Origin of the sequence: Rossellomorea arthrocnemi, from assembly GCF_904424705.1 — a bacterium.
Classification (GTDB): domain Bacteria; phylum Bacillota; class Bacilli; order Bacillales; family Bacillaceae_B; genus Rossellomorea; species Rossellomorea arthrocnemi.
The window spans coordinates 1-19727 of the sequence record NZ_CAJGBF010000013.1 but is presented as its reverse complement, the minus strand read 5'-3'; the positions used below and the strand labels follow the sequence as shown (position 1 = coordinate 19727).

Below are 19727 nucleotides of genomic sequence, written 5' to 3'. Positions count from 1 at the left end.
ATTTGGGAATGAATTTCCATTTCTGAGGGTACACTAAGACCAATAAAATTGAATCGTACTATGGGGGGATCCCATGTTTCATATTGTCGTGATCTTATTGATTGTTCTTAGTTCCTTGAAATGGGGATCGTGGAATAGATGGAGAGAATTTCTTCCAACTATCTATTACTTTAGTTTTTTCAATATGTTTTATCAGTATATAAGCTATACGGTAAAAGCTGTATGGGAATTAGAAGGATTTTTTGTCAATATGTTTGTGACAGATACGCTTTATACAATGGTTGCATACCCTTGCCTGGTTGTTCTGTTCTTGAGTGACTATCCTGAAGAATGGCGAATTAAAATCGTTTATTATCTGAAATATATTGGTGTGGCAACTTTGGCAGAATGGGCTGCTGGGGAAACCGATTCCATTGAATATTTTGAAGGATGGAATCTGTCGTGGACGGTACTTTTTTATTGTATAATGTTTCCAATGCTACGCCTCCACTACCTAAACCCCGCAAAGGCTTTGATTACGTCAGTATTTGTAGTGGCTTTCCTCTTAATCAGTTTCGATTATCATGTATTGTAAAAAGCGGTGTTTCTCCTTTATGAGCTTCACCGCTTTTTACGACGACTGTAACTATCCCAAATTTAAGCACTATAAAAATAAAACCATTAACTCTTCATCATAATATTCACCATTATATTTTAATGCCCTCTTTTCAGTTCCGTATGGTTTGAATCCACACGAATGATAAAGTCCTTTTGCTGTTAGATTGGTTGTAACGACTGTAATCATCAGTTGTTCAATACCTTCTGTTTCCTTTGCAAGTTTGATGGCCGCTTCAATCAGTCCCCTTGCCAAACCCTGTCCCCGGTATGGAGGTGCAACATACATCGCATAAATAGATGCTTTATGATTCATTTTCAATGCCACTTCCCGCACCATCGTAACGGCCCCTACCATGTTTTCATCCATAAAGCAGCCAAATGTGTAGTTCCCATCGCTTGAAAGTCTTTCTTTAGTAGTTTGAATCGGATTTTGACGCTTAATTGCCTCTTCATGGCTGCTTCCAAAGCTTGAAGGACTCTGTTTCAACATCTCGAGCCTAAGGTTCCAATAGTCTTCAGCATGATTTTCATTAAGTAATGTAATTTCCATTATTTTCTGACCTTCTTTCTATTCCGTGATATGATAAGAGAAACTCAATGGTTTCATCTATTCAACAATGTTCGACATTTTCTAAAAAATCCCTTTAAAAGCTCAATGATTATTGGAGGAACCAGAATGGTAAATTGCCTTGGATGCCAACTTGCAAATGATGAAGAGAAAGTATATATCATTTACGAAAACGATCAGGTTACCTGCTTTTTGGATCATATTCCCCATCATACGGGTCATACGCTGATACTTCCGAAGAAACACAGGGTGGAGGTTACTGAAATGTGCGAAAAGGAAAGTCTTTCCATAACGAAGGTTTCACAACTGGTGACTCGCACCATCTACGCACTATATAAACCTGATGGAGTGACAATTTGCCAAAACGGCGGTATCTATAATGAGTTGACTCATTACCATTTACATGTCATTCCACGCAATGAAGAAGCAAAGCGATTTGGTGATTTATTTTATGGAAATGCTGGAGTCGAAGAACCGTTTGAGTCATTGGAAGAAACCCAAGATAAAATGAAGACCTACATCAAAAGCTTACTAGAATAGGAGAATCACGAATGATGATTCATAAAAACTTTCAAGAAAAAATAAAACAATATGCTGCACTGGCCATCAAGGTCGGGGTGAATATTCAAGAAGATCAACCCCTTTTTATATCAGCACCCTTAGGTACAGAAAACTTTGTCCGGATTGTTGTGAAAGAAGCCTATCTTGCCGGCGCAAGAAATGTACATGTTCAATGGTATGATGAAGAAATTATGAGAACTCATTATGAATTGGCACCGGATGATGTGTTCTATGAATATCCAGGCTGGCTCGCTCAAGCTCATGAATGGGTAGTAGACCTTAAAGGAGCTTTTCTTCAAATTGAGGCTAATGATCCGGACCTCCTAAAAGGTATCGATCCTGAGCGGATCCTCAATTACGAAAAAGCGAGCGGGGATGCACTTGACCGGTTCTATGAGGCGATAGAAAAGGATGAGATCAGCTGGTCAATCGTCGCCATCCCCTCACAGAAGTGGGCGGATAAAGTGTTTCCTCACCTTCCAACATCGGAAAGAATCACTAGTCTATGGGAAAGGATCTTCACTTCGGTACGAATCGATCAACCAGACCCCGTTGCTGCATGGATCTCACATATCAAAACCTTGACCGATAAAGCCACTCAACTCAATTCATTACATCTCGAAAGCCTACACTATACTGCGAGAGGGACGGACCTTACAATTAAGCTGCATGAAGATCATTTATGGCTTACCGGTGCAAGCAAAACCCCGCAGGGCACCAACTTTATTGCCAATTTACCAACAGAAGAAGTGTATACTGTACCGGTGAAAACAGGAGTGAACGGAACGGTTACAAGTACCAAACCCCTCGCTTACAATGGAAATGTGATTGACGGCTTCACCCTTACATTTATAGATGGGAAAATTACTGAAGTCTCCGCTGAAGAAGGGGAAGAAATTTTGAATAAATTAATTGATACAGATGAAGGTGCTTCCTACCTTGGTGAAGTGGCACTTGTGCCACACCAATCCCCCATCTCTGCATCAGGTGTCCTATTCTTCAATACCTTGTTTGATGAAAATGCATCGAATCATTTAGCGATAGGATCTTCATATCCGACTTGCATGAAAGGTGGAAACCTCTTATCCGACGAGGAGCGGGAGAACAAGGGGCTCAATGAAAGTGTAATACATGAAGACTTCATGATTGGTTCAGCAACCATGAATATTGACGGCGTTTGCCGTGATGGAAGAAAGATCGCAATTTTCCGTAATGGAAATTGGGCCATTTGATACTAAAAATTAATAAGAAGGGAAGATGCCATGATTTATGAAATGACCGTTCAAGTGAGGGTAATGGATATTTTCAAAGGACAAGAGTGGTATACCACTTTATTCAATCGTGAACCTGATTTCATCCCACATGGAGGTTTTGCTGAATGGGAGCTAATACCCGGCTGCTGGCTTCAACTGGCAGAGGGAAATCCTTCTACATATTCCGGACCCATTCGATTAGGGGTTGAAGATATAAGCAGTGAACGGGAGAGGCTAAAATCCCTCCTCCCCTTAGAACATTTTGATATTCACGAAAGGGAAGAGGTACCTGTGAAGTGGGCAACGTTTCAGGATCCGTGGGGGAATGGAATTGGTTTGTTTGAGTATCATGATCATTCTATAATGAAGCAACGGATCCAATTCATTCATGGGAAGGATAAGTTATCCCCCGAATAAATCGAGAAAAAAGAAGTGTAGGTTAGACCCCTGTGGAAAAAGAGCAGGGGTATTTCTAGTCATTCGACACCTTCTATACTTCTGGTAAAACCAGACCATTTCATCTGAATGTCCTTTTCGTCGCCACTTTTAAAAGGTACACAGTCCCGGGTTGACCTATAGTGGTAAAATCAATGAAAGCATATTAAAACCTCACAGAAGCAATTATGGTATAATTTCTCCTTGTGAAAAACATCCATATGAAATCCATATGAAAACCTATTAAGGAGTGATAGACATGAGCTTTGAAGGTCAAAAAATATTACCTGCCATAAGGTCCATGAAGGACTTTGATAAAATGCTTGAAACTACTTTCCAATATGGTGTATTCCTCGACCTTCATGTCGGGATGCTGAAAAGTGTATTTGAATATGCCCGTAATAAAAATCGCAAAATGTTCTTGCACCTGGATCTCATTCATGGTTTATCGAGTGATGAATATGCAGCAGAATATATCTGCCAGGAAATCAAACCTTATGGCATTATATCTACAAAAGGAAACGTAATAAAAAAAGCAAGACAAAAAGGCATCTACGTCACCCAACGAATGTTTGTCATAGATTCAAGTGCCATGAATCGCAGCATTGACTTGATTCAAAAGACAGATCCGGACTTCATTGAGGTACTTCCTGGCGTCATTCCCAAAATCATTAAAGAGATAGGGGCGAAGACAGGTAAACCCATTTTTGCCGGCGGGCTGATTGACACCGTTGAAGAAGTAGAAGCTGCTCTTGAGGCCGGGGCGACGGCGATTACAACCTCTGATCGTGTCCTTTGGAAACACTTTGACAGATAAAATGTTTAAAATTCATTGACACCGCTTTCATAGTGGAGTAACATTGTTCATAAGTTAATACGTTGTGAAAGAGATGAAGAGACTCACGTGAATTGCCCGCTATTGCCGGGCATATTCCGTGAGTCTCTTTCTTTTTGATCCAACATACTCTGGCCAAGGTTTCAAAGCAAAATTAATAAGGTTACCACCTGCTCATATAGGGTAAACGAGCTAACAAGTCTCACAAATAGGTGTACATAACTTTAGCCCACATTTTTCCTTGAACAGGTGCATACCATACGCATGTTGTTTCAGATGCCTTCGGCTACAGAGCAAAATCTATTGAAATGAGGGATAATACATGAATGCATTTTTAGGAGAATTGGTTGGAACGGCGATGCTGGTTATTTTTGGTGCGGGTGTTTGTGCCAATGTAAACCTCAAGAAGTCATTTGCATATAATGCTGGTTGGATCGTCATCACATTTGGCTGGGGATTAGGGGTTGCCATGAGTGTATATGCCGTAGGGCAGTTTAGCGGTGCGCATTTAAATCCCGCTGTTACATTGGGACTTGCCTTCAACGGTGATTTTCCGTGGGGTGACGTACCGAAGTACATACTTGCTCAAATGATCGGAGCAATTATTGGGGCAGGGATTACTTACTTACATTTTCTGCCCCATTGGCATGCAACAAAGGATCCAGGTGTAAAATTAGGCGTTTTCGCTACAGGTCCTGCTATTCCACATTATTTTTCGAATTTAATGAGTGAAATTATTGGAACTTTTATATTGGTGGTAGGATTATTATCCATAGGAGCGAATACCTTTACAGACGGATTAAATCCATTTATCGTCGGATTCCTTATCATCGCAATCGGAATCTCACTTGGCGGGACAACCGGCTACGCGATTAACCCGGCTCGTGATTTAGGACCGCGGATCGCTCACTTCCTGCTCCCTATTCCTGGGAAGGGACCTTCCAACTGGGGATATTCGTGGATTCCGGTCGTCGGACCTGTACTCGGTGGATCGTTTGGAGGAGTGTTTTATAAAGCGATCTTCATCGGGCAAGTCACGACAAGCTTCTGGGTGGTTCTGATTATTACACTTGCTTTGCTTGGACTTGCCTACACAAGTGACAGAAAGAACAGTTTAGCACAAAAAGTACATCAATTATCAACTGAAAATTAATCTTTGGAGGGGTTACCAATGGAAAAGTACATTTTATCTCTGGATCAAGGAACTACTAGTTCAAGAGCTATCCTATTTAATAAAAAAGGTGAAATCGTTCATACTGCACAAAAAGAGTTTACTCAGTATTTCCCTAAACCAGGATGGGTGGAACATAGCGCAAATGAAATTTGGGGATCTATCCTTGCCGTCATTGCAAGCGTTTTATCTGAATCAAGTGTGAAACCCGAACAGATTGAAGGAATCGGAATCACGAATCAACGGGAAACTACTGTGGTATGGGATAAAGAGACTGGTGACCCGGTTTACAATGCAATTGTCTGGCAATCCCGACAAACTGCGGGAATTTGTGATGAGCTAAAATCACAAGGCTTCAACCAAACCTTCCGAGATAAAACCGGATTGTTGATTGATGCATATTTCTCCGGAACGAAAGTGAAATGGATCCTGGATAATGTCGATGGAGCAAGGGAAAAGGCGGAAGACGGCAAGCTCCTTTTCGGAACAATCGACACATGGTTGATATGGAAAATGTCTGGTGGAACGGCTCACGTAACCGACTATTCCAACGCTTCACGTACACTTATGTACAATATATATGACCTGAACTGGGATAAGGAGCTCCTTGATATTCTCGGTGTACCGGCAAGTATGCTTCCTGAGGTCCGTCCCTCATCTGAAGTATACGGGAAAACGGTTCCGTATCATTTCTTTGGGAGGGAGATACCGATTGCGGGTGCAGCAGGGGATCAGCAAGCCGCGCTATTTGGACAGGCATGTTATGAGAAAGGTATGGCTAAGAATACGTATGGAACAGGCTGTTTTATGCTTATGAATACTGGTGAAAAAGCGGTTAAGTCTGATAACGGACTACTTACCACACTTGCCTGGGGAATCGACGGCAAGGTCGAATATGCTCTTGAAGGCAGCATTTTTGTTGCCGGATCCGCCATTCAGTGGCTTCGCGACGGATTGCGAATGTTGAAGGATGCCAAGGACAGTCAGGGCTATGCAGAAAGAGTGGAATCAACTGAGGGTGTGTATGTAGTCCCTGCCTTTGTAGGGTTGGGGACTCCTTATTGGGACAGTGACGTCCGAGGGGCTGTGTTTGGCTTAACCCGCGGTACCTCTAAAGAGCATTTTGTAAGAGCCACTCTGGAATCCCTTGCCTATCAGACGAAAGATGTGTTGACAGCTATGGAAGCGGATTCGGGAATTTCCCTAAAGAAATTAAGAGTGGATGGGGGTGCAGTTAAAAATGACTTCTTAATGCAATTCCAAAGCGATCTGTTATCTGTACCCGTTGAACGACCTGTAGTCAATGAAACCACTGCACTTGGTGCTGCCTATCTGGCAGGACTAGCCGTTGGATTTTGGGAAAACCGTGAGGAGATCTCCAAGCAATGGAATAAAGACAAACAATTTGAACCGGAAATGGCCGTTGGAACCCAGGAAGAACTGTACAATGGATGGAAAAAAGCGGTCAAGGCAGCTATGGCTTTTAAATAAAAGAATCATATGATATAATGATAACAAGTTAATAAAACGGTTAGAGACCAAGAGAGACCAGACTTACATTATGGCACATTTCGACCATGATGTTTGTTTCGGTCTCTTTTTTTATGGTTAAACAGTAACGAATAAACTATATCGATAATCCATAGGAGGAACCAACTATGACATTTTCAAGCACTGCCAGAAGAGAAGTGAAACATACATTGACTCAGAACCATTTCGACCTGATCGTAATCGGTGGGGGGATTACCGGAGCAGGGATCGCCCTCGATGCATCCAAACGAGGAATGAAGGTTGCCTTGCTAGAAATGCAGGATTTCGCAGCGGGTACGTCCAGTCGATCAACTAAATTAGTGCACGGGGGATTACGTTATTTAAAACAATTCGAAGTGAAAATGGTGGCGGAAGTAGGAAAAGAACGTGAAATTGTATATGAAAATGGACCTCATGTCACAACGCCTGAATGGATGCTTTTACCTCTTCACAAAGGTGGGACGTTCGGTAAGTTCAGTACATCGATCGGCTTAAAGCTATATGACTATCTTGCTGGCGTAAAGAGAAGTGAAAGACGATCCATGCTATCGGTCTCTGAAACATTAACGAAAGAGCCACTAGTCAAAAAGAATGGTTTAAAAGGCGGCGGTTACTATGTGGAGTATCGTACCGATGACGCCCGACTAACCATCGAAGTCATGAAGGAAGCGGTTGCTCATGGGGCCACAGCCTTAAATTATATGAAATCACAGCGATTCCTCTATGATAACAAGAAAGTAGTGGGCATCGAAGCAGAAGACATGGTGAGTGGAGGATCGATTGAAGTACGCGGTTCCAAAATCGTCAACGCTGCCGGTCCATGGGTGGATGATGTTCGCGGTAAAGATTACAGCACCAATAACAAGCAGCTCCGCCTGACAAAGGGTGCCCATATTGTTATAGATCAAAGCAAATTCCCTCTTCAACAGGCCGTTTATTTCGATACACCCGATGGACGGATGGTATTTGCGATTCCACGTGACGGAAAAGCCTATGTAGGGACAACAGACACATTCTTTGACTCCGAGAAATCTTCCCCTCATATGACATCAGGAGACAGGGACTATATATTGGATGCGATTCACTTTATGTTCCCGGATGTATCAGTTGGGAAAGAAGATGTAGAATCCAGCTGGGCAGGGGTGCGTCCACTGATATTTGAAAAAGGAAAAGACCCTTCTGAAATTTCACGTAAGGATGAAGTGTGGGAAGCCGAGAGTGGACTGATCACCATTGCAGGTGGAAAACTGACTGGCTACCGGAAGATGGGGGAACACGTCGTAGATCTTGTTTCTAAACAATTAAGAGAAGAACACAAGCAGAAGTTCCCTGCTTCCTCTACGAAACATACGCCCATTTCCGGCGGTCATGTCGGGGGATCGAAGAATTTCCAATCCTTTATTGATCAAAAAGCAGGCGAAGCCATTCAATATGGATTATCAGAGGCTGAAGGGAGAAAGCTTGCTGGAATGTACGGATCCAATGTGGAACAATTATTTAAGCTTGCACATGCTTATAGTGGTTCTACTGTTGATAGGAAAGTACCTCCGTATTTATATGCACAGTTGATTTATGCGATTCAGGAAGAGATGGCCGCAACGCCCGTGGATTTCTTCATTAGACGGACAGGGGCCTTATTCTTTGATCGTGAGTGGGTAGAGAAATGGAAAGAGTCAGTCATTGACGTCATGTCCAAATTGTTGAATTGGAATGGAGAACAGAAAGAACGATACTCCGCCGATTTAAAAAATGAATTAAAAAATGCAGTGGTACCCGTTGATTTGCAGTCTTAAAGGTGTAAACGGCAGAATAATTCTTCTGCCGTTTTTTCGTATTTAACATATAACCTCTTAATAAAATGGTAAAATAGAGCATAGACCTTTTTCAATTAGAGGAGGGATGCTCACTGGAAAAAGAAAAAAAGAAGCATACAGGAAAAATTTTCTTCTCAATCCTTCTATCTTCTCTTTTAGCAACCGGCATTTCATTTTTCTTTGAGAAAGTCGATATAATTACTAAAAAGAGTATGATTGGTGAACATTTTCAACATATATCACAAAATGAATTCAACGAAGATATTAAAATAGTGTTAGAGAAAGAGGCAGGAGAATATTATTTCCTTCTCTGTACCAAACATACCAAAGGTGAAGAAAATGAAATCAGACTGGTTCGATATAAGAAAATGGATTTTCTACCACTTTATGAATTTGAACAATATTATAATCCTGTACAATCTTCCGTTGGTTCAGACCACCTGAATAATTACCAATTTATCGTGTATGGCAACAGAGAGAAATTAGGTGCAGATTACTTTACATATCGAAAAAACATCAAGTTTAAACGTGTAAGTTTGCCAGTTGAAGATTTTTTCATACATATTGAAACAAATGAAGATGCATTCCTTGTTCCGAGAGTGAACTTTTATTCTGAAGATCGAGGAATCGTTGCTTCAACAATTGCAAAATAAGTCCCGAATTATGCTTACAATTATATAAATATATGAAATGATGCTGAAATCGTCTAAACGCTGCACTTCATTTCTCGAGAGAACTATATATACCTTCTGAGGGTAGTTGAGGGAGAGACGTTTATGATGTAAATTAATAATAGAAATTGACACGACTCCTCGTTAAAAAGGCCGGCTTCAATGGGATGAAGCCGGCCTTTTTTTTGTTTTTTTTAGATAAAAATATTTAAGGTGCACGACTTGTTCTTGCTATACTGATAGAGAAAGGGGGGCTTTAATGAATCAGAAAATTGCCGTGGTCACGGGTTCGAATAGTGGATTTGGTCTACTTACGACGCTTCAGCTTGCAAAGATTGGGTTTAAAGTCATTGCCACAATGAGAGATCCTGATAAAAGAGTGGAATTGGTTTCCCAGGCAAAGAAAATCGGGGTGGAGCAATCCATACATGTTCATTCATTGGAAGTCACGTCTGAGGAATCCATAAGTGAGTTTTCAAGTTTTCTAACAGACATCGGGAGAATCGATGTCCTTCTGAATAATGCAGGATATGCAGCAGGAGGATTTGCTGAGGAAGTCAGCATTGAGGAATTCCGCGCACAATTTGAAACGAATTTATTTGGTGTGATAAGGGTCACTCAGCTAGTACTTCCTTATATGAGAAAGCAAGGAGAAGGGAAGATCATTAATATGAGCAGTATTAGCGGAAGAATTGGATTTCCAGGGCTCAGCCCTTATGTATCCTCCAAGCATGCCCTTGAAGGATACAGTGAAAGCCTCCGGTTGGAGGTGAAACCATTTGGGATCGACGTTCATCTACTTGAACCCGGTTCTTATCGGACAAATATATGGACATCAGGTAAAAAAATTACTTCTCGATCGTTGGATAGACATTCTCCATATTATTTCTACATGAAAGCGATCAATGCAGAAATTGAAGCCGGTAAAGATTCACTTGGGGATCCAAGAGAAGTCGTTGCAATTGTGAGCGATCTTGTACTGAATAAAAGAAACCATTTCAGAATACCTATCGGAAAGGGAGTTCGTTTGACACTACTCATCAAATCCATCCTTTCCTGGGGCATACTGGAAACCATTGTCCTCAAAAAGCTGCGCATGAAAAACTAAATGAACACCTCGAATGAAGTCTGAAAATAAAGAATTTAATTCTAAAGAAGGAGAATTTTGTCAAAAGAACGAATATGCATTAAGTAGATTCATTTAGATAAGCGTTTGGTCGAAAAATGAATTTTATTCCACATGAAATGAGGTGAATAAATGAATGATTGGAAAGGGGCATCTGCTCTTTGCATCAATGAAGGGCGTTTATTGATGGTATTACAGGGAAAAGAATATGAAGAGAAACGATGGTCCGTCCCTTCAGGAGGACTTGAGGAAGGGGAAACCCTTAGGGAGTGCTGTAAGCGGGAAGTCTGGGAGGAAACCGGCTATGAGGTGGACGTAAGAAAACACCTTTATACTAAGTGGGGGTGTGAAGGCAGCGTTTCCACCACCATTCATTATTATGAAGTTCAGCTCCTGAAAGGTGAAGCTACTCTTCATGATCCTGATCAGTTAATACATAGGATTGAATGGATATCACTAGATGAGTTAAAAGATCTGCCCCTTTGCTTTCCAGAGGATCAATCCATCCTTGAAGCCTATATGAGCAAGAAGCAAAACATACTATCAAGAAAAGAGAATAGTCATGTTTTAGCACAATATACTTTAGAGAAATAACAATAAAGGAGAGATTAGAATGGTAAAACGTACAGGAGAAGTCGTCATGGGGGTAATTGGAATTGTCTTATCCGCATTATTTTCCATCATTGGAATTGTACTGAACATGGGAATGAGCAGTCCTGAAGTAATGTCTCAGATCGAGGAGGGAATGGAAAGTGACCCGAATCTGCAGGAATCCGGGGTGACAGCAGGGGATATGAGTTCTATCATGGAAGCAGCTGAGTCCATGGGTTCCTACCTGGTGATATTGGGAATAATCGCATCAATTCTTGGGATTATTGCTGTTATGGCTATTGTCAAAAATAAAAAACCGGTCCTATCCGGTATCATGTTTATCATTGCCGCTCTTGTGATTGGTCTTGGGACAGTTGGCTTCGGTTTCATTCCTGGACTTTTATTCTTAATCGCCGGTATCATGGCATTTGTTCGCAAACCCAAAAGAACAGACCCCGTTTATTAATACATAAAGCTTAGGGAATTTTCTCTAAGCTTTATTTTTCCGTCAGAATGTGCTTAGTCACACCTTGCTTTCTGACAGAAATTATACTATCTTAAAAGAGAGTATAATGAAAAACAAGAGACACTGGCGGCAACCAATGTCTCTTGCTACACAGCAAACTGCAAGGAAAGCAGTGGCCCAATAGAGAAAGGAATATAACTCTACCCTTCAAAGTTTAGGCGCTTCATGAGGGTGGGGTTATTTCTTTTTGTCATTCGAAATAACTATGGCAATGATGGAGACAATTAAAGAGCCAAAGGTAATCATCAGCGTTAACGCCTCATACGTTGTCACTATAAGCACCACCTCCTTCTGTAAGGAAGTGGCCACTCCCACCCTACATTCACTGTATACTCCAAATTATATCACAAACAGCCACCACCCTTTATAGGCAGGAGGTAGGAAAAGCCTGCCCCTCAAAAAAACACACCCCTACTCAATAAACCTCTTTCATCTTCCATTAACAAATGTGTTTAGTTCAATCTCTCTTTAAAATATGTTAGCATAGATATGCTTGTATTAAACGATTACATAATTATAAGAAAATCAAGGAGGATCATCCAATGAAGCAACGTTTAGAAATAGTGAAAAATTGGTTGAAAGAAGAAGAAATTGACGCAGTATTTATTAATTCAACTGAAAATGTATTCTACTTAACGAATTTCCACACTGATCCACATGAGCGATTAATGGGGCTATTTGTATTCCCCGAAGCGGATCCATTCGTTGTCGTTCCAGGAATGGAAGCAAGGCAGGTGAAAGATGCAGGATGGGGCAACGAAGTGATTGGATACTCCGACCACGAAAATCCTTGGGACTTTATTAAGGAAGCCATTCAGTCAAGAAACATCACCGGCAGTAAAGTGGCCTTTGAAAACGAAGTCGTATCCTATGGACGCAGCCAATCATTCTTAAACATATTTGATTCACCGAATGTAGTGAATGCTGAAGACAAATTAAATGAGATGCGTGTAGTGAAAGACGAGAAAGAAATAGAAATCATGCGTCGGGCGGCTCATATGGCGGACTACGGAGTAGAAGTAGGTGTAAGTGCACTTCAGGAAGGTATAACAGAGATGGAAGTTCTTGCAAAGATTGAGTATGAATTAAAGAAAAAAGGCATTCGTGAAATGTCCTTTTCTACCATGGTACTCTTTGGGGAAAAAGCCGGAGATCCCCATGGTAACCCGGGAGACCGAAAGCTTAAAGCAGGAGACTTTGTCTTATTTGACCTGGGAGTTGTCCTTGAAGGGTACACTTCTGATATCACCCGTACATTCGCGTTTAAGTCAGTGTCAGACAAACAAAAGGAGATTTACAACACCGTATTACAAGCCGAGCTCGCTTCTTTGGAAGCCAGTAAACCTGGAAATCGAATAGGTGATCTGGATCAAATCGCTCGTGATATCATTGCAGATGCAGGCTACGGAGACTACTTCCCGCATCGAATCGGGCATGGATTAGGAATCAATGTCCATGAGTTCCCTTCCATGAGTCACTTGAATGATGGTATATTAAAAGAAGGTATGACCTACACAATCGAACCTGGTATCTACGTCCCGGAAATCGGCGGTGTAAGAATTGAAGATGACGTACTCATCACCAAAGACGGTTACGTGACGTTAACGAACTATCCAAAAGAACTTCAAATTATCGAATAACACTAAAAGAAGGCTGACATACGAGTTAGCCTTCTTTTTATTAGGCGCTTTATTACTTTCTTCTTTACGACAGCAACAATTTTCTCAAAAGAAGATCTTTATTAGGTCATCCCATTCTCCTTTTTATCTCTCTAAAAAACCAACCATTTAACAAAGTAGTGAAACTTTTACTGATTAGATACGTATATACAGGGAAAGAAACACATTGGGAGGACTTCAATATGAAAAAATTACTGATACTTATTGCTTTCAGCTTCATTACTCTGACAGGCTGTGGCATTCTTGAAGAAGCAAACAATAGTTTGACCTATGTAGATGAAATGACCGATTACTTGAATGAGGCTGAACAGTTCGCCAATGACCTTCCTGGTCTAATGGAAAAGGCCGCTGCCGATTCATCCTCCATTCCGGAACTTGAAACAAGGTTGGTCGATATGAAAAATGAGATCAAGGAAGTCAACGAATTAACCCCACCTAAAATGGCAGGAGACATCCACCAAAAAGTGGAGGGATATAATCAACAAGCATTGGATGGGATCAATCAGGCATTAGTCGAAATTGATAAAGGAGAAGTCAAGATTTCCGAACTCCAAAACCTTGAAATCGTAAATACCTTCAAGCAACTGCAGGACATAAGAGAAAACTTAGAAAATCTCGGTCAATAAAAGTCGGGTGTTACAGACGTTAAGTCTGTGACACCTTTTTATTTGAGTCTCCACACTGGAATAAACCATACATCTGACTAATGGAACAACAGATTTGTCTGACTATACTTAAAAGATGATTTCTTGTATTTATAGAACAGGAGTTCTTGAAAATGATATAATGAAAAAATCAACAAAAGGAAAAGGAGAATGTTATGAAAGTCGTAATAGCTGAAAAACCCGACCAAGGATCCACTCTTGCCAAGCCTTTTTCCCATAGAAAACGTCAAGGATACATTGAGATTCATCCAAATGATGTGTTCCCTGAAGGTGCTTATATAACGTGGGCAGTTGGACATCTATTTCAGCTTCAATCCCCAGAGAAATATGAAAGCAGATGGAAGAAATGGTCCCTGGATGACCTTCCTATCATTCCTCTCAGATTTCAATATGAGTTGCAGAGGGCTAAAGCGAAACAATTCTCCGTCATTAAAGACCTTCTTAAAAAGCAGGAAGTCACAGAAATCATCCATGCAGGTGATGCAGGACGTGAAGGGGAGTTGATCATCCGGAATATTATTTCGATGTCCAAGGTGCATAAACCTATGAAAAGACTGTGGATTTCTTCTTTGACTGAGAAAGCCATCATTCAAGGATTCGAGAGTTTACGAGAAGAATCAGAAATGAGAAGTCTCTATTTTGAAGCATATTCCCGAGCGTGTGCCGACTGGCTGGTAGGGATGAATGCTTCAAGAGTGTATAGCATACTACTAAAACAGCAGGGTATGGCCGATGTTTTCTCTGCAGGGAGGGTTCAAACCCCTACACTTGCGTTGATCGTAAGAAGGGATGAAGAGATTGATCGATTTAAGAGTGAACCTTTTTGGGAAGTGAAAGCAAACTTTCAAATCGGCGATGACGCCTATGAAGGGATATGGCAAAAGGATGGAGAAAGTCGAATTCATTCCCGGGAATTAGCTGATAAGATTGCTTCTTTTTGTCAAAACAAGCCTGCAACCGTAAGTAAATTGAATATAGAGAGAAAAGAATTCCAACCACCTCTGCTATTCAACCTATCAGCACTTCAAGCTACGATCAACAAAATGTACAAATTCTCACCAAAGAAAACATTGGATGTGCTTCAGAAGCTTTACCAAAAAGGAATCGTTTCTTATCCAAGATCAGACTCCCAGTATGTAACAAAAGGCGAAGCTGAAAGCTTTCCAGAAATATTGACCAAACTGAAAGAATTTGACCCTTACAATAATTGGATACCGACTCCTCATGCAACGTTACTGAACAATAAGCGATTTGTGAACGAAGCAAAGGTCTCGGATCACTACGCCATCATCCCTACGGAGCAAGTAATAAATCCCAAATCCTTATCAGAAGATGAAAGGAAAATTTATGATGTAGTAGTGAAACGATTTATCGCTGCTCATCATGATAAAGCTATCATGAACTATACGACCATCACCACAACTGTAGATGAGAGGGCTGAGTTTATTTCCAAAGGGAAACAAATCCTTCAGGAAGGCTGGCGTAAGATCCTTATACAAAATGAAAAAGAAGATGAACCACTCCTGCCTCCTGTAGAAGAACAGGATAAAGGAATCGTTGAGAAGGCCCTGACAAAAGAAGGAAAAACGCAACCACCCAAACGATACACAGAAGGACAACTGATTACCTTAATGAAGACAGCAGGTAAGTATATGGAAAATGATGAGCTTGAGAAGGTGTTGAAACAAACAGAGGGGCTGGGAACGGAAGCAACAAGGGCAGGTATCATCACAATGCTAAAGGATCGTAAGTACATTGATATACAAAAAAATATTGTATTCCCCACCGACAAAGCAAAAGTATTGATACGTGCCATTGGGAAAAATGTATTGGCTTCTGCAGAAATGACGGCTAAATGGGAACAGCGCCTACAAGAAATAGGAAAAGGACAAGCATCCGCACCTGAATTTATGGAACAAGTGAAGAAATTGAGTGCCGGGCTTGTTCAAAATGCCCTTCAAGAATCTGCCTCATGGAAATTCGAAGATCTTGATACAGAGTCTATTCAACAAGCTAGGGGAAGGAACCGAAAAAGAGTGCCCAAAACAAGTCTGGGCACTTGTTTGAAATGTGGCGGGAAAGTAATGGATAAAGGCAAATTCTATGGATGTTCCAACTATCAAAAGACCAAGTGCAGCTTTACCATTTCAAAAACCATATTATCAAAGAGAATTACTCAAAAGATCGTCAAAAAAGTATTAACTGAAGGTAAATCCGATCGTATAGACGGATTCAAAAAAGGGGAAAAGGAATTTTCTGCGTACCTGAGCTGGGATTCAAATCAGAAGAAAATCCAATTTCAATTTGATATTAACGAACGGCAATTATAAGTGGCCTGTACAAAAGTCTTTTGTCCACAAGGAAAACCGAACAAATTCGAAGTTTTTTAAAAATCGAATTTGTTCGGTTTTTTTGTATTTTGAAAGCATATTTATTATATTTAGCTGTTTCTAGCTGTTGATTGGAGTGAATGCCCCACCTGCCACTCGAAGTTAGCCAAGCATAGTACGGAAAGCAACAGAGATGTAACAAGAGACTCTATCCCGTTCATTTATCCAGGTCGGTCATCTATAGATTGATTGGATTAGTTATCTCTCCCCACTCTTTGTATTGTCAGCCATTCATAGAAAGGCTATATGCTTCAGAATAAGTTTATTTTTATGTGAAGTGGATAAAACAATAGAGTAATAGGAAATCATTGTTGAATAATTGGAGGGTATACATTGAAAAAGATTTTAATGGTTTTAACAAACGAAAGCAAGATAGACGATGAACACGAAACAGGTCTCTGGTTATCCGAGTTCGCTGAACCACATGAAGAATTTAAGAATCAAGGTTTTGATGTAGATGTTGCAAGTCTAAAAGGAGGTCGCATCCCATTGGACCCCAACAGCCTTGATGATGAGCAGGTGGAAAAGTGGAAAGGGGTCACAAAGGAACTTGATCAAACATTAGTGCTTTCGCAATTAAACGTAAATGAATATGCAGGCATCTTCTTACCTGGAGGACACGGCACCATGTTTGACCTTCCTGATAGTCCTGAACTTCAAAAGGCATTGAACCACTTTGCTGAAAATGATAAAGCAATCGGTTCTGTTTGCCACGGCCCCGCTGGATTTGTCGGCACTAAATTATCTAATGGCAATTGGCTCGTTGAAGGAAAAAGTTTAACCGCATTCACAAACGAAGAAGAACAGCAAACGGGCAAGGACTCATTCATGCCATTCTTGTTGGAAACAAAATTGAGGGAGCAGGGAGCTCGATTTGAAAAATCAGATGCATGGAGCAATCATGTCATAACCGACGGTCAATTTGTAACAGGTCAAAATCCACAGTCCAGTCAGGCAACAGCAGAAGCATTCGTTAAAATCTTATAACCAACCCTTTTAATCTCTTTTTCTTGGAGCATGGACTTAAATCCATGCTCTTTTTTCTATCTCTTCTACATTATTCTCTTTTCTACCATTATTTATGATAAAATCGGGAGAAGATTACAGGGGAGTGGTGAATCCTATGCAGGCTATTCGGGTCATCATACAAATGGCTATTCTTTGTTTATTCTATGAAATTGGAAAGTGGTGTACAGCATTTTTTCATTTACCCATACCCGGAAGCATCATCGGTATGCTGTTATTATTTCTATTACTATTATCAGGGGTAGTGAATGAACGGGTCCTGTTGGACGGTTCAGGATTCTTTTTAAGACACTTCTCCTTCTTCTTCCTGCCCTTGTCTGTCAGCGCCATCGTTCTCGGACCTTATTTTATCGAATTTGGTTGGAAATTGGTTCTCATTCTTGTTGGCAGTGGAGTCGTTGGATTCTTAGCCACTTCGCTTTCAGCAGAGGTGTTGATTCGATGGAAGGAGAAAAGAAAATATGATCGTTCTCATTAATTCCCTACTCACAATAGGCATTACCCTCCTATATTTTGTCTTGGGCGTTAAGATTCACAAACGTTGGACAAATCCATTTACGATTCCTATCTTCTTGAGTACAATTGCGATAATGGCTATGTTATTCGTCTTGGATATTCCATACTCACAATTTGCACATAACACTTCACTCGTTACCTATTTACTTGGACCAGCGACAGTTTCTCTTGCTTACCCACTTTATCAGCATAGACATTTACTTACGAGAAACTGTCAGCCAATCTTCTTGGGCATTTTGTTCGGAAGTGGATTGTCAATGCTTGTGTCCTATACATTTGGCATATGGCTCGGGATCCCGTCAGACTGGAATCGTTCCTTAATGATCAAAACCATTACGACTCCTGTAGCAGTTGATATCGGGAGCGAAATTGGTGCAAGGATCGAGATCATCCCAACAGTTGTCATCGTAACAGGGATGATAGGTGCAATGGTCATTCCGACGCTCATAAAGTGGATGGGAATTAAGCATCCTATTGCCAGAGGGCTTCCATTCGGTGTTATCTCTCATGGTGTCGGTACGGCCCAAGCTATTAAAGAAGGAGAAAGAGAAGGAGCAGTCAGTGGTGCTGCCATGGCCTTGACAGCAACCATCATGTCTTTTGTCGTTCCAATTCTATTTCTTTTGGTTTGATCACTTATTTTTAAATAGTGCATTATGATAAAGATGAGATTTCTTTCATTCTATCCATTATAGAATCACTTAAAATGATTTATGGACAATTAGACCTCTACCGGAAAAAGATTGTGTACGATTTTCATCATTATGTCCTGCATGGAATAAATTTGGATCAAATGCAATAGTGGGATTTATACTATCTAAATGAAGGAATTACAAGGAAGAAACCTGAATAAACAGAATAGCTGGAAGAATGGCTGAAATATATTTGTGGTATTACGCGTGATGGACAGGGGATTTCCCTTTAAAAAAAGAGGAGGTTTATGTATAGTAAGGGAAGGAAATTCAAAAAGAGAAGGAAGATATTATGATTGTCAAAACTGATGAAGATTTACAGGCTTTAAAAGAAATTGGACGTATTGTCGCAATGATTCGCGATGAGTTGAGATCTCAAACCAAACCTGGCGTAACGACGAAGGAACTTGACGATATTGCAGGGAAAATGTTTGAAGAAAACGGAGCGGTCTCAGGCCCTAAAGGAGAATATGATTTTCCGGGTTTTACTTGTATCAGTGTAAATGAAGAAGTTGCCCACGGCATTCCCGGAGAAAGAATGATAAACGAAGGGGATCTTGTCAATATAGACGTTTCAGGATCTAAAAATGGTTACTATGCAGATACAGGAATTTCATTCGTTGTCGGAACGGGAAATAACAAGCTGACAGATTTATGTGATGCTGCATTAAAGTCATTCCAAGCGGGACTTCAAAAGGCAAGAGCCGGCTCTAAACAAAATGGAATCGGAAAAGCCGTGAATAATGAAGCAAGAAAAAATGGATATACTGTGATCATGAATTTGACGGGGCACGGTGTGGGCCGCTCACTTCATGAGAAACCGGATCATATTCTAAATTACTTTGATCCCTGGGATAACGCTCTTTTGAAGGAAGGAATGGTCATCGCATTTGAACCGTTCATCTCCACAAAAGCCCAGAACGTCGTGGAGAAAGGCGACGGCTGGACTTACATCACACCTGATAACAGCCTGGTTGCCCAAATTGAACACACCATCATCATCACTAAAAACGAACCTATCATTTTAACCGAGTAAAGCAGTGAGGGACGGACCTTGTTCCCAGGAGCATCTCCTGGGAAC

The 19727-nt window shown here is 40.8% G+C and carries 21 protein-coding genes; 19 read left to right on the top strand and 2 right to left on the bottom strand.

The genetic code is table 11. The features are described from left to right. The first annotated feature begins 73 nt into the window (after positions 1-73). Positions 74-574, top strand: a complete 501-nt coding sequence (locus tag BAA9072_RS16365) for a CBO0543 family protein (RefSeq protein WP_201715762.1) — start codon at positions 74-76, stop codon at positions 572-574. A 69-nt stretch (positions 575-643) separates the two neighbouring features. Here BAA9072_RS16365 and BAA9072_RS16360 read toward each other — a convergent pair whose 3' ends face one another. Next, positions 644-1147 carry a GNAT family N-acetyltransferase gene (locus BAA9072_RS16360; protein ID WP_201715761.1) on the bottom strand — a complete coding sequence of 168 codons (504 nt, stop codon included), beginning with the start codon at positions 1145-1147 and terminating at the stop codon, positions 644-646. Positions 1148-1273: 126 nt separating this feature from the next. Between BAA9072_RS16360 and BAA9072_RS16355 the strand changes: the two genes are divergently transcribed. From BAA9072_RS16355 to BAA9072_RS16305, 11 genes are all read left to right on the top strand, one after another. After that, positions 1274-1705, top strand: a complete 432-nt coding sequence (locus BAA9072_RS16355) for an HIT family protein (protein ID WP_201715760.1) — start codon at positions 1274-1276, stop codon at positions 1703-1705. Positions 1706-1716: 11 nt separating this feature from the next. Further along, positions 1717-2958: an aminopeptidase gene (locus BAA9072_RS16350; RefSeq protein ID WP_230980904.1), complete on the top strand. Its 1242-nt coding sequence runs from the start codon at positions 1717-1719 to the stop codon at positions 2956-2958. A gap of 30 nt (positions 2959-2988) precedes the next feature. Beyond that, entirely contained in the window at positions 2989-3396 is a 408-nt protein-coding gene (locus BAA9072_RS16345) for a VOC family protein (RefSeq protein ID WP_201715759.1), read from the top strand. Positions 3397-3673: 277 nt separating this feature from the next. After that, on the top strand, positions 3674-4231 hold the full coding sequence (locus BAA9072_RS16340; protein WP_201715758.1) for a glycerol-3-phosphate responsive antiterminator: 558 nt from the start codon (positions 3674-3676) through the stop codon (positions 4229-4231). Between the two features lie 340 nt (positions 4232-4571). Continuing rightward, on the top strand, positions 4572-5402 hold the full coding sequence (locus tag BAA9072_RS16335; protein ID WP_201715757.1) for an MIP/aquaporin family protein: 831 nt from the start codon (positions 4572-4574) through the stop codon (positions 5400-5402). An 18-nt stretch (positions 5403-5420) separates the two neighbouring features. Continuing rightward, entirely contained in the window at positions 5421-6911 is a 1491-nt protein-coding gene (glpK, locus tag BAA9072_RS16330) for a glycerol kinase GlpK (RefSeq protein ID WP_201715756.1), read from the top strand. 167 nt (positions 6912-7078) lie between these two features. Beyond that, the gene (locus tag BAA9072_RS16325; protein ID WP_201715755.1) at positions 7079-8743 is read left to right on the top strand and encodes a glycerol-3-phosphate dehydrogenase/oxidase; all 1665 of its coding nucleotides are present in this window, start codon (positions 7079-7081) and stop codon (positions 8741-8743) included. A gap of 233 nt (positions 8744-8976) precedes the next feature. Then, complete coding sequence (locus BAA9072_RS16320) at positions 8977-9417, top strand: hypothetical protein (RefSeq protein ID WP_201715754.1); 441 nt, start codon at positions 8977-8979, stop codon at positions 9415-9417. Positions 9418-9694: 277 nt separating this feature from the next. After that, on the top strand, positions 9695-10543 hold the full coding sequence (locus BAA9072_RS16315; protein WP_201715753.1) for an SDR family oxidoreductase: 849 nt from the start codon (positions 9695-9697) through the stop codon (positions 10541-10543). A 150-nt stretch (positions 10544-10693) separates the two neighbouring features. Next, a complete protein-coding gene (locus tag BAA9072_RS16310) occupies positions 10694-11155 on the top strand; it encodes an NUDIX hydrolase (RefSeq protein WP_201715752.1) in 462 nt (153 codons plus the stop codon). A gap of 19 nt (positions 11156-11174) precedes the next feature. Then, positions 11175-11618, top strand: a complete 444-nt coding sequence (locus BAA9072_RS16305) for a DUF4064 domain-containing protein (RefSeq protein WP_201715751.1) — start codon at positions 11175-11177, stop codon at positions 11616-11618. Positions 11619-11855: 237 nt separating this feature from the next. Here the strand turns inward: BAA9072_RS16305 and BAA9072_RS24330 are convergent, their stop codons facing one another. Next, positions 11856-11951 carry a putative holin-like toxin gene (locus BAA9072_RS24330; RefSeq protein ID WP_224940763.1) on the bottom strand — a complete coding sequence of 32 codons (96 nt, stop codon included), beginning with the start codon at positions 11949-11951 and terminating at the stop codon, positions 11856-11858. A 269-nt stretch (positions 11952-12220) separates the two neighbouring features. Here BAA9072_RS24330 and BAA9072_RS16300 point away from each other — a divergent pair, with 269 nt between their 5' ends. From BAA9072_RS16300 to map, 7 genes are all read left to right on the top strand, one after another. After that, on the top strand, positions 12221-13318 hold the full coding sequence (locus tag BAA9072_RS16300) for a M24 family metallopeptidase (RefSeq protein ID WP_201715750.1): 1098 nt from the start codon (positions 12221-12223) through the stop codon (positions 13316-13318). A gap of 221 nt (positions 13319-13539) precedes the next feature. Continuing rightward, the gene (locus tag BAA9072_RS16295; protein WP_201715749.1) at positions 13540-13983 is read left to right on the top strand and encodes a DUF6376 family protein; all 444 of its coding nucleotides are present in this window, start codon (positions 13540-13542) and stop codon (positions 13981-13983) included. 194 nt (positions 13984-14177) lie between these two features. After that, entirely contained in the window at positions 14178-16352 is a 2175-nt protein-coding gene (locus BAA9072_RS16290; protein ID WP_201715748.1) for a DNA topoisomerase III, read from the top strand. 393 nt (positions 16353-16745) lie between these two features. Next, the gene (locus BAA9072_RS16285) at positions 16746-17399 is read left to right on the top strand and encodes a type 1 glutamine amidotransferase domain-containing protein (RefSeq protein WP_230980903.1); all 654 of its coding nucleotides are present in this window, start codon (positions 16746-16748) and stop codon (positions 17397-17399) included. Positions 17400-17535: 136 nt separating this feature from the next. Next, a complete protein-coding gene (locus BAA9072_RS16280; RefSeq protein ID WP_201715747.1) occupies positions 17536-17916 on the top strand; it encodes a CidA/LrgA family protein in 381 nt (126 codons plus the stop codon). After that, positions 17900-18586, top strand: a complete 687-nt coding sequence (locus BAA9072_RS16275; protein ID WP_201715746.1) for an LrgB family protein — start codon at positions 17900-17902, stop codon at positions 18584-18586. The genes BAA9072_RS16280 and BAA9072_RS16275 overlap by 17 nt, the downstream gene beginning before the upstream one ends. Before the next feature lie 352 nt (positions 18587-18938). Next, complete coding sequence (gene map, locus BAA9072_RS16270; protein ID WP_201715745.1) at positions 18939-19682, top strand: type I methionyl aminopeptidase; 744 nt, start codon at positions 18939-18941, stop codon at positions 19680-19682. The last annotated feature ends 45 nt before the right edge of the window (positions 19683-19727 follow it).

Coding starts and splice junctions, on each gene's coding strand:
- BAA9072_RS16365 (WP_201715762.1), top strand. CDS start 74: ATGTTTCATATTGTCGTGATCTTATTGATTGTTCTTAGTTCCTTGAAA.
- BAA9072_RS16345 (WP_201715759.1), top strand. CDS start 2,989: ATGATTTATGAAATGACCGTTCAAGTGAGGGTAATGGATATTTTCAAA.
- map (WP_201715745.1), top strand. CDS start 18,939: ATGATTGTCAAAACTGATGAAGATTTACAGGCTTTAAAAGAAATTGGA.
- BAA9072_RS16325 (WP_201715755.1), top strand. CDS start 7,079: ATGACATTTTCAAGCACTGCCAGAAGAGAAGTGAAACATACATTGACT.
- BAA9072_RS16305 (WP_201715751.1), top strand. CDS start 11,175: ATGGTAAAACGTACAGGAGAAGTCGTCATGGGGGTAATTGGAATTGTC.
- BAA9072_RS16340 (WP_201715758.1), top strand. CDS start 3,674: ATGAGCTTTGAAGGTCAAAAAATATTACCTGCCATAAGGTCCATGAAG.
- BAA9072_RS16275 (WP_201715746.1), top strand. CDS start 17,900: ATGATCGTTCTCATTAATTCCCTACTCACAATAGGCATTACCCTCCTA.
- BAA9072_RS16280 (WP_201715747.1), top strand. CDS start 17,536: ATGCAGGCTATTCGGGTCATCATACAAATGGCTATTCTTTGTTTATTC.
- BAA9072_RS16355 (WP_201715760.1), top strand. CDS start 1,274: ATGGTAAATTGCCTTGGATGCCAACTTGCAAATGATGAAGAGAAAGTA.
- glpK (WP_201715756.1), top strand. CDS start 5,421: ATGGAAAAGTACATTTTATCTCTGGATCAAGGAACTACTAGTTCAAGA.
- BAA9072_RS16300 (WP_201715750.1), top strand. CDS start 12,221: ATGAAGCAACGTTTAGAAATAGTGAAAAATTGGTTGAAAGAAGAAGAA.
- BAA9072_RS16320 (WP_201715754.1), top strand. CDS start 8,977: ATGATTGGTGAACATTTTCAACATATATCACAAAATGAATTCAACGAA.
- BAA9072_RS16350 (WP_230980904.1), top strand. CDS start 1,717: ATGATGATTCATAAAAACTTTCAAGAAAAAATAAAACAATATGCTGCA.
- BAA9072_RS16335 (WP_201715757.1), top strand. CDS start 4,572: ATGAATGCATTTTTAGGAGAATTGGTTGGAACGGCGATGCTGGTTATT.
- BAA9072_RS16290 (WP_201715748.1), top strand. CDS start 14,178: ATGAAAGTCGTAATAGCTGAAAAACCCGACCAAGGATCCACTCTTGCC.
- BAA9072_RS16295 (WP_201715749.1), top strand. CDS start 13,540: ATGAAAAAATTACTGATACTTATTGCTTTCAGCTTCATTACTCTGACA.
- BAA9072_RS16315 (WP_201715753.1), top strand. CDS start 9,695: ATGAATCAGAAAATTGCCGTGGTCACGGGTTCGAATAGTGGATTTGGT.
- BAA9072_RS16360 (WP_201715761.1), bottom strand. CDS start 1,147: ATGGAAATTACATTACTTAATGAAAATCATGCTGAAGACTATTGGAAC.
- BAA9072_RS16310 (WP_201715752.1), top strand. CDS start 10,694: ATGAATGATTGGAAAGGGGCATCTGCTCTTTGCATCAATGAAGGGCGT.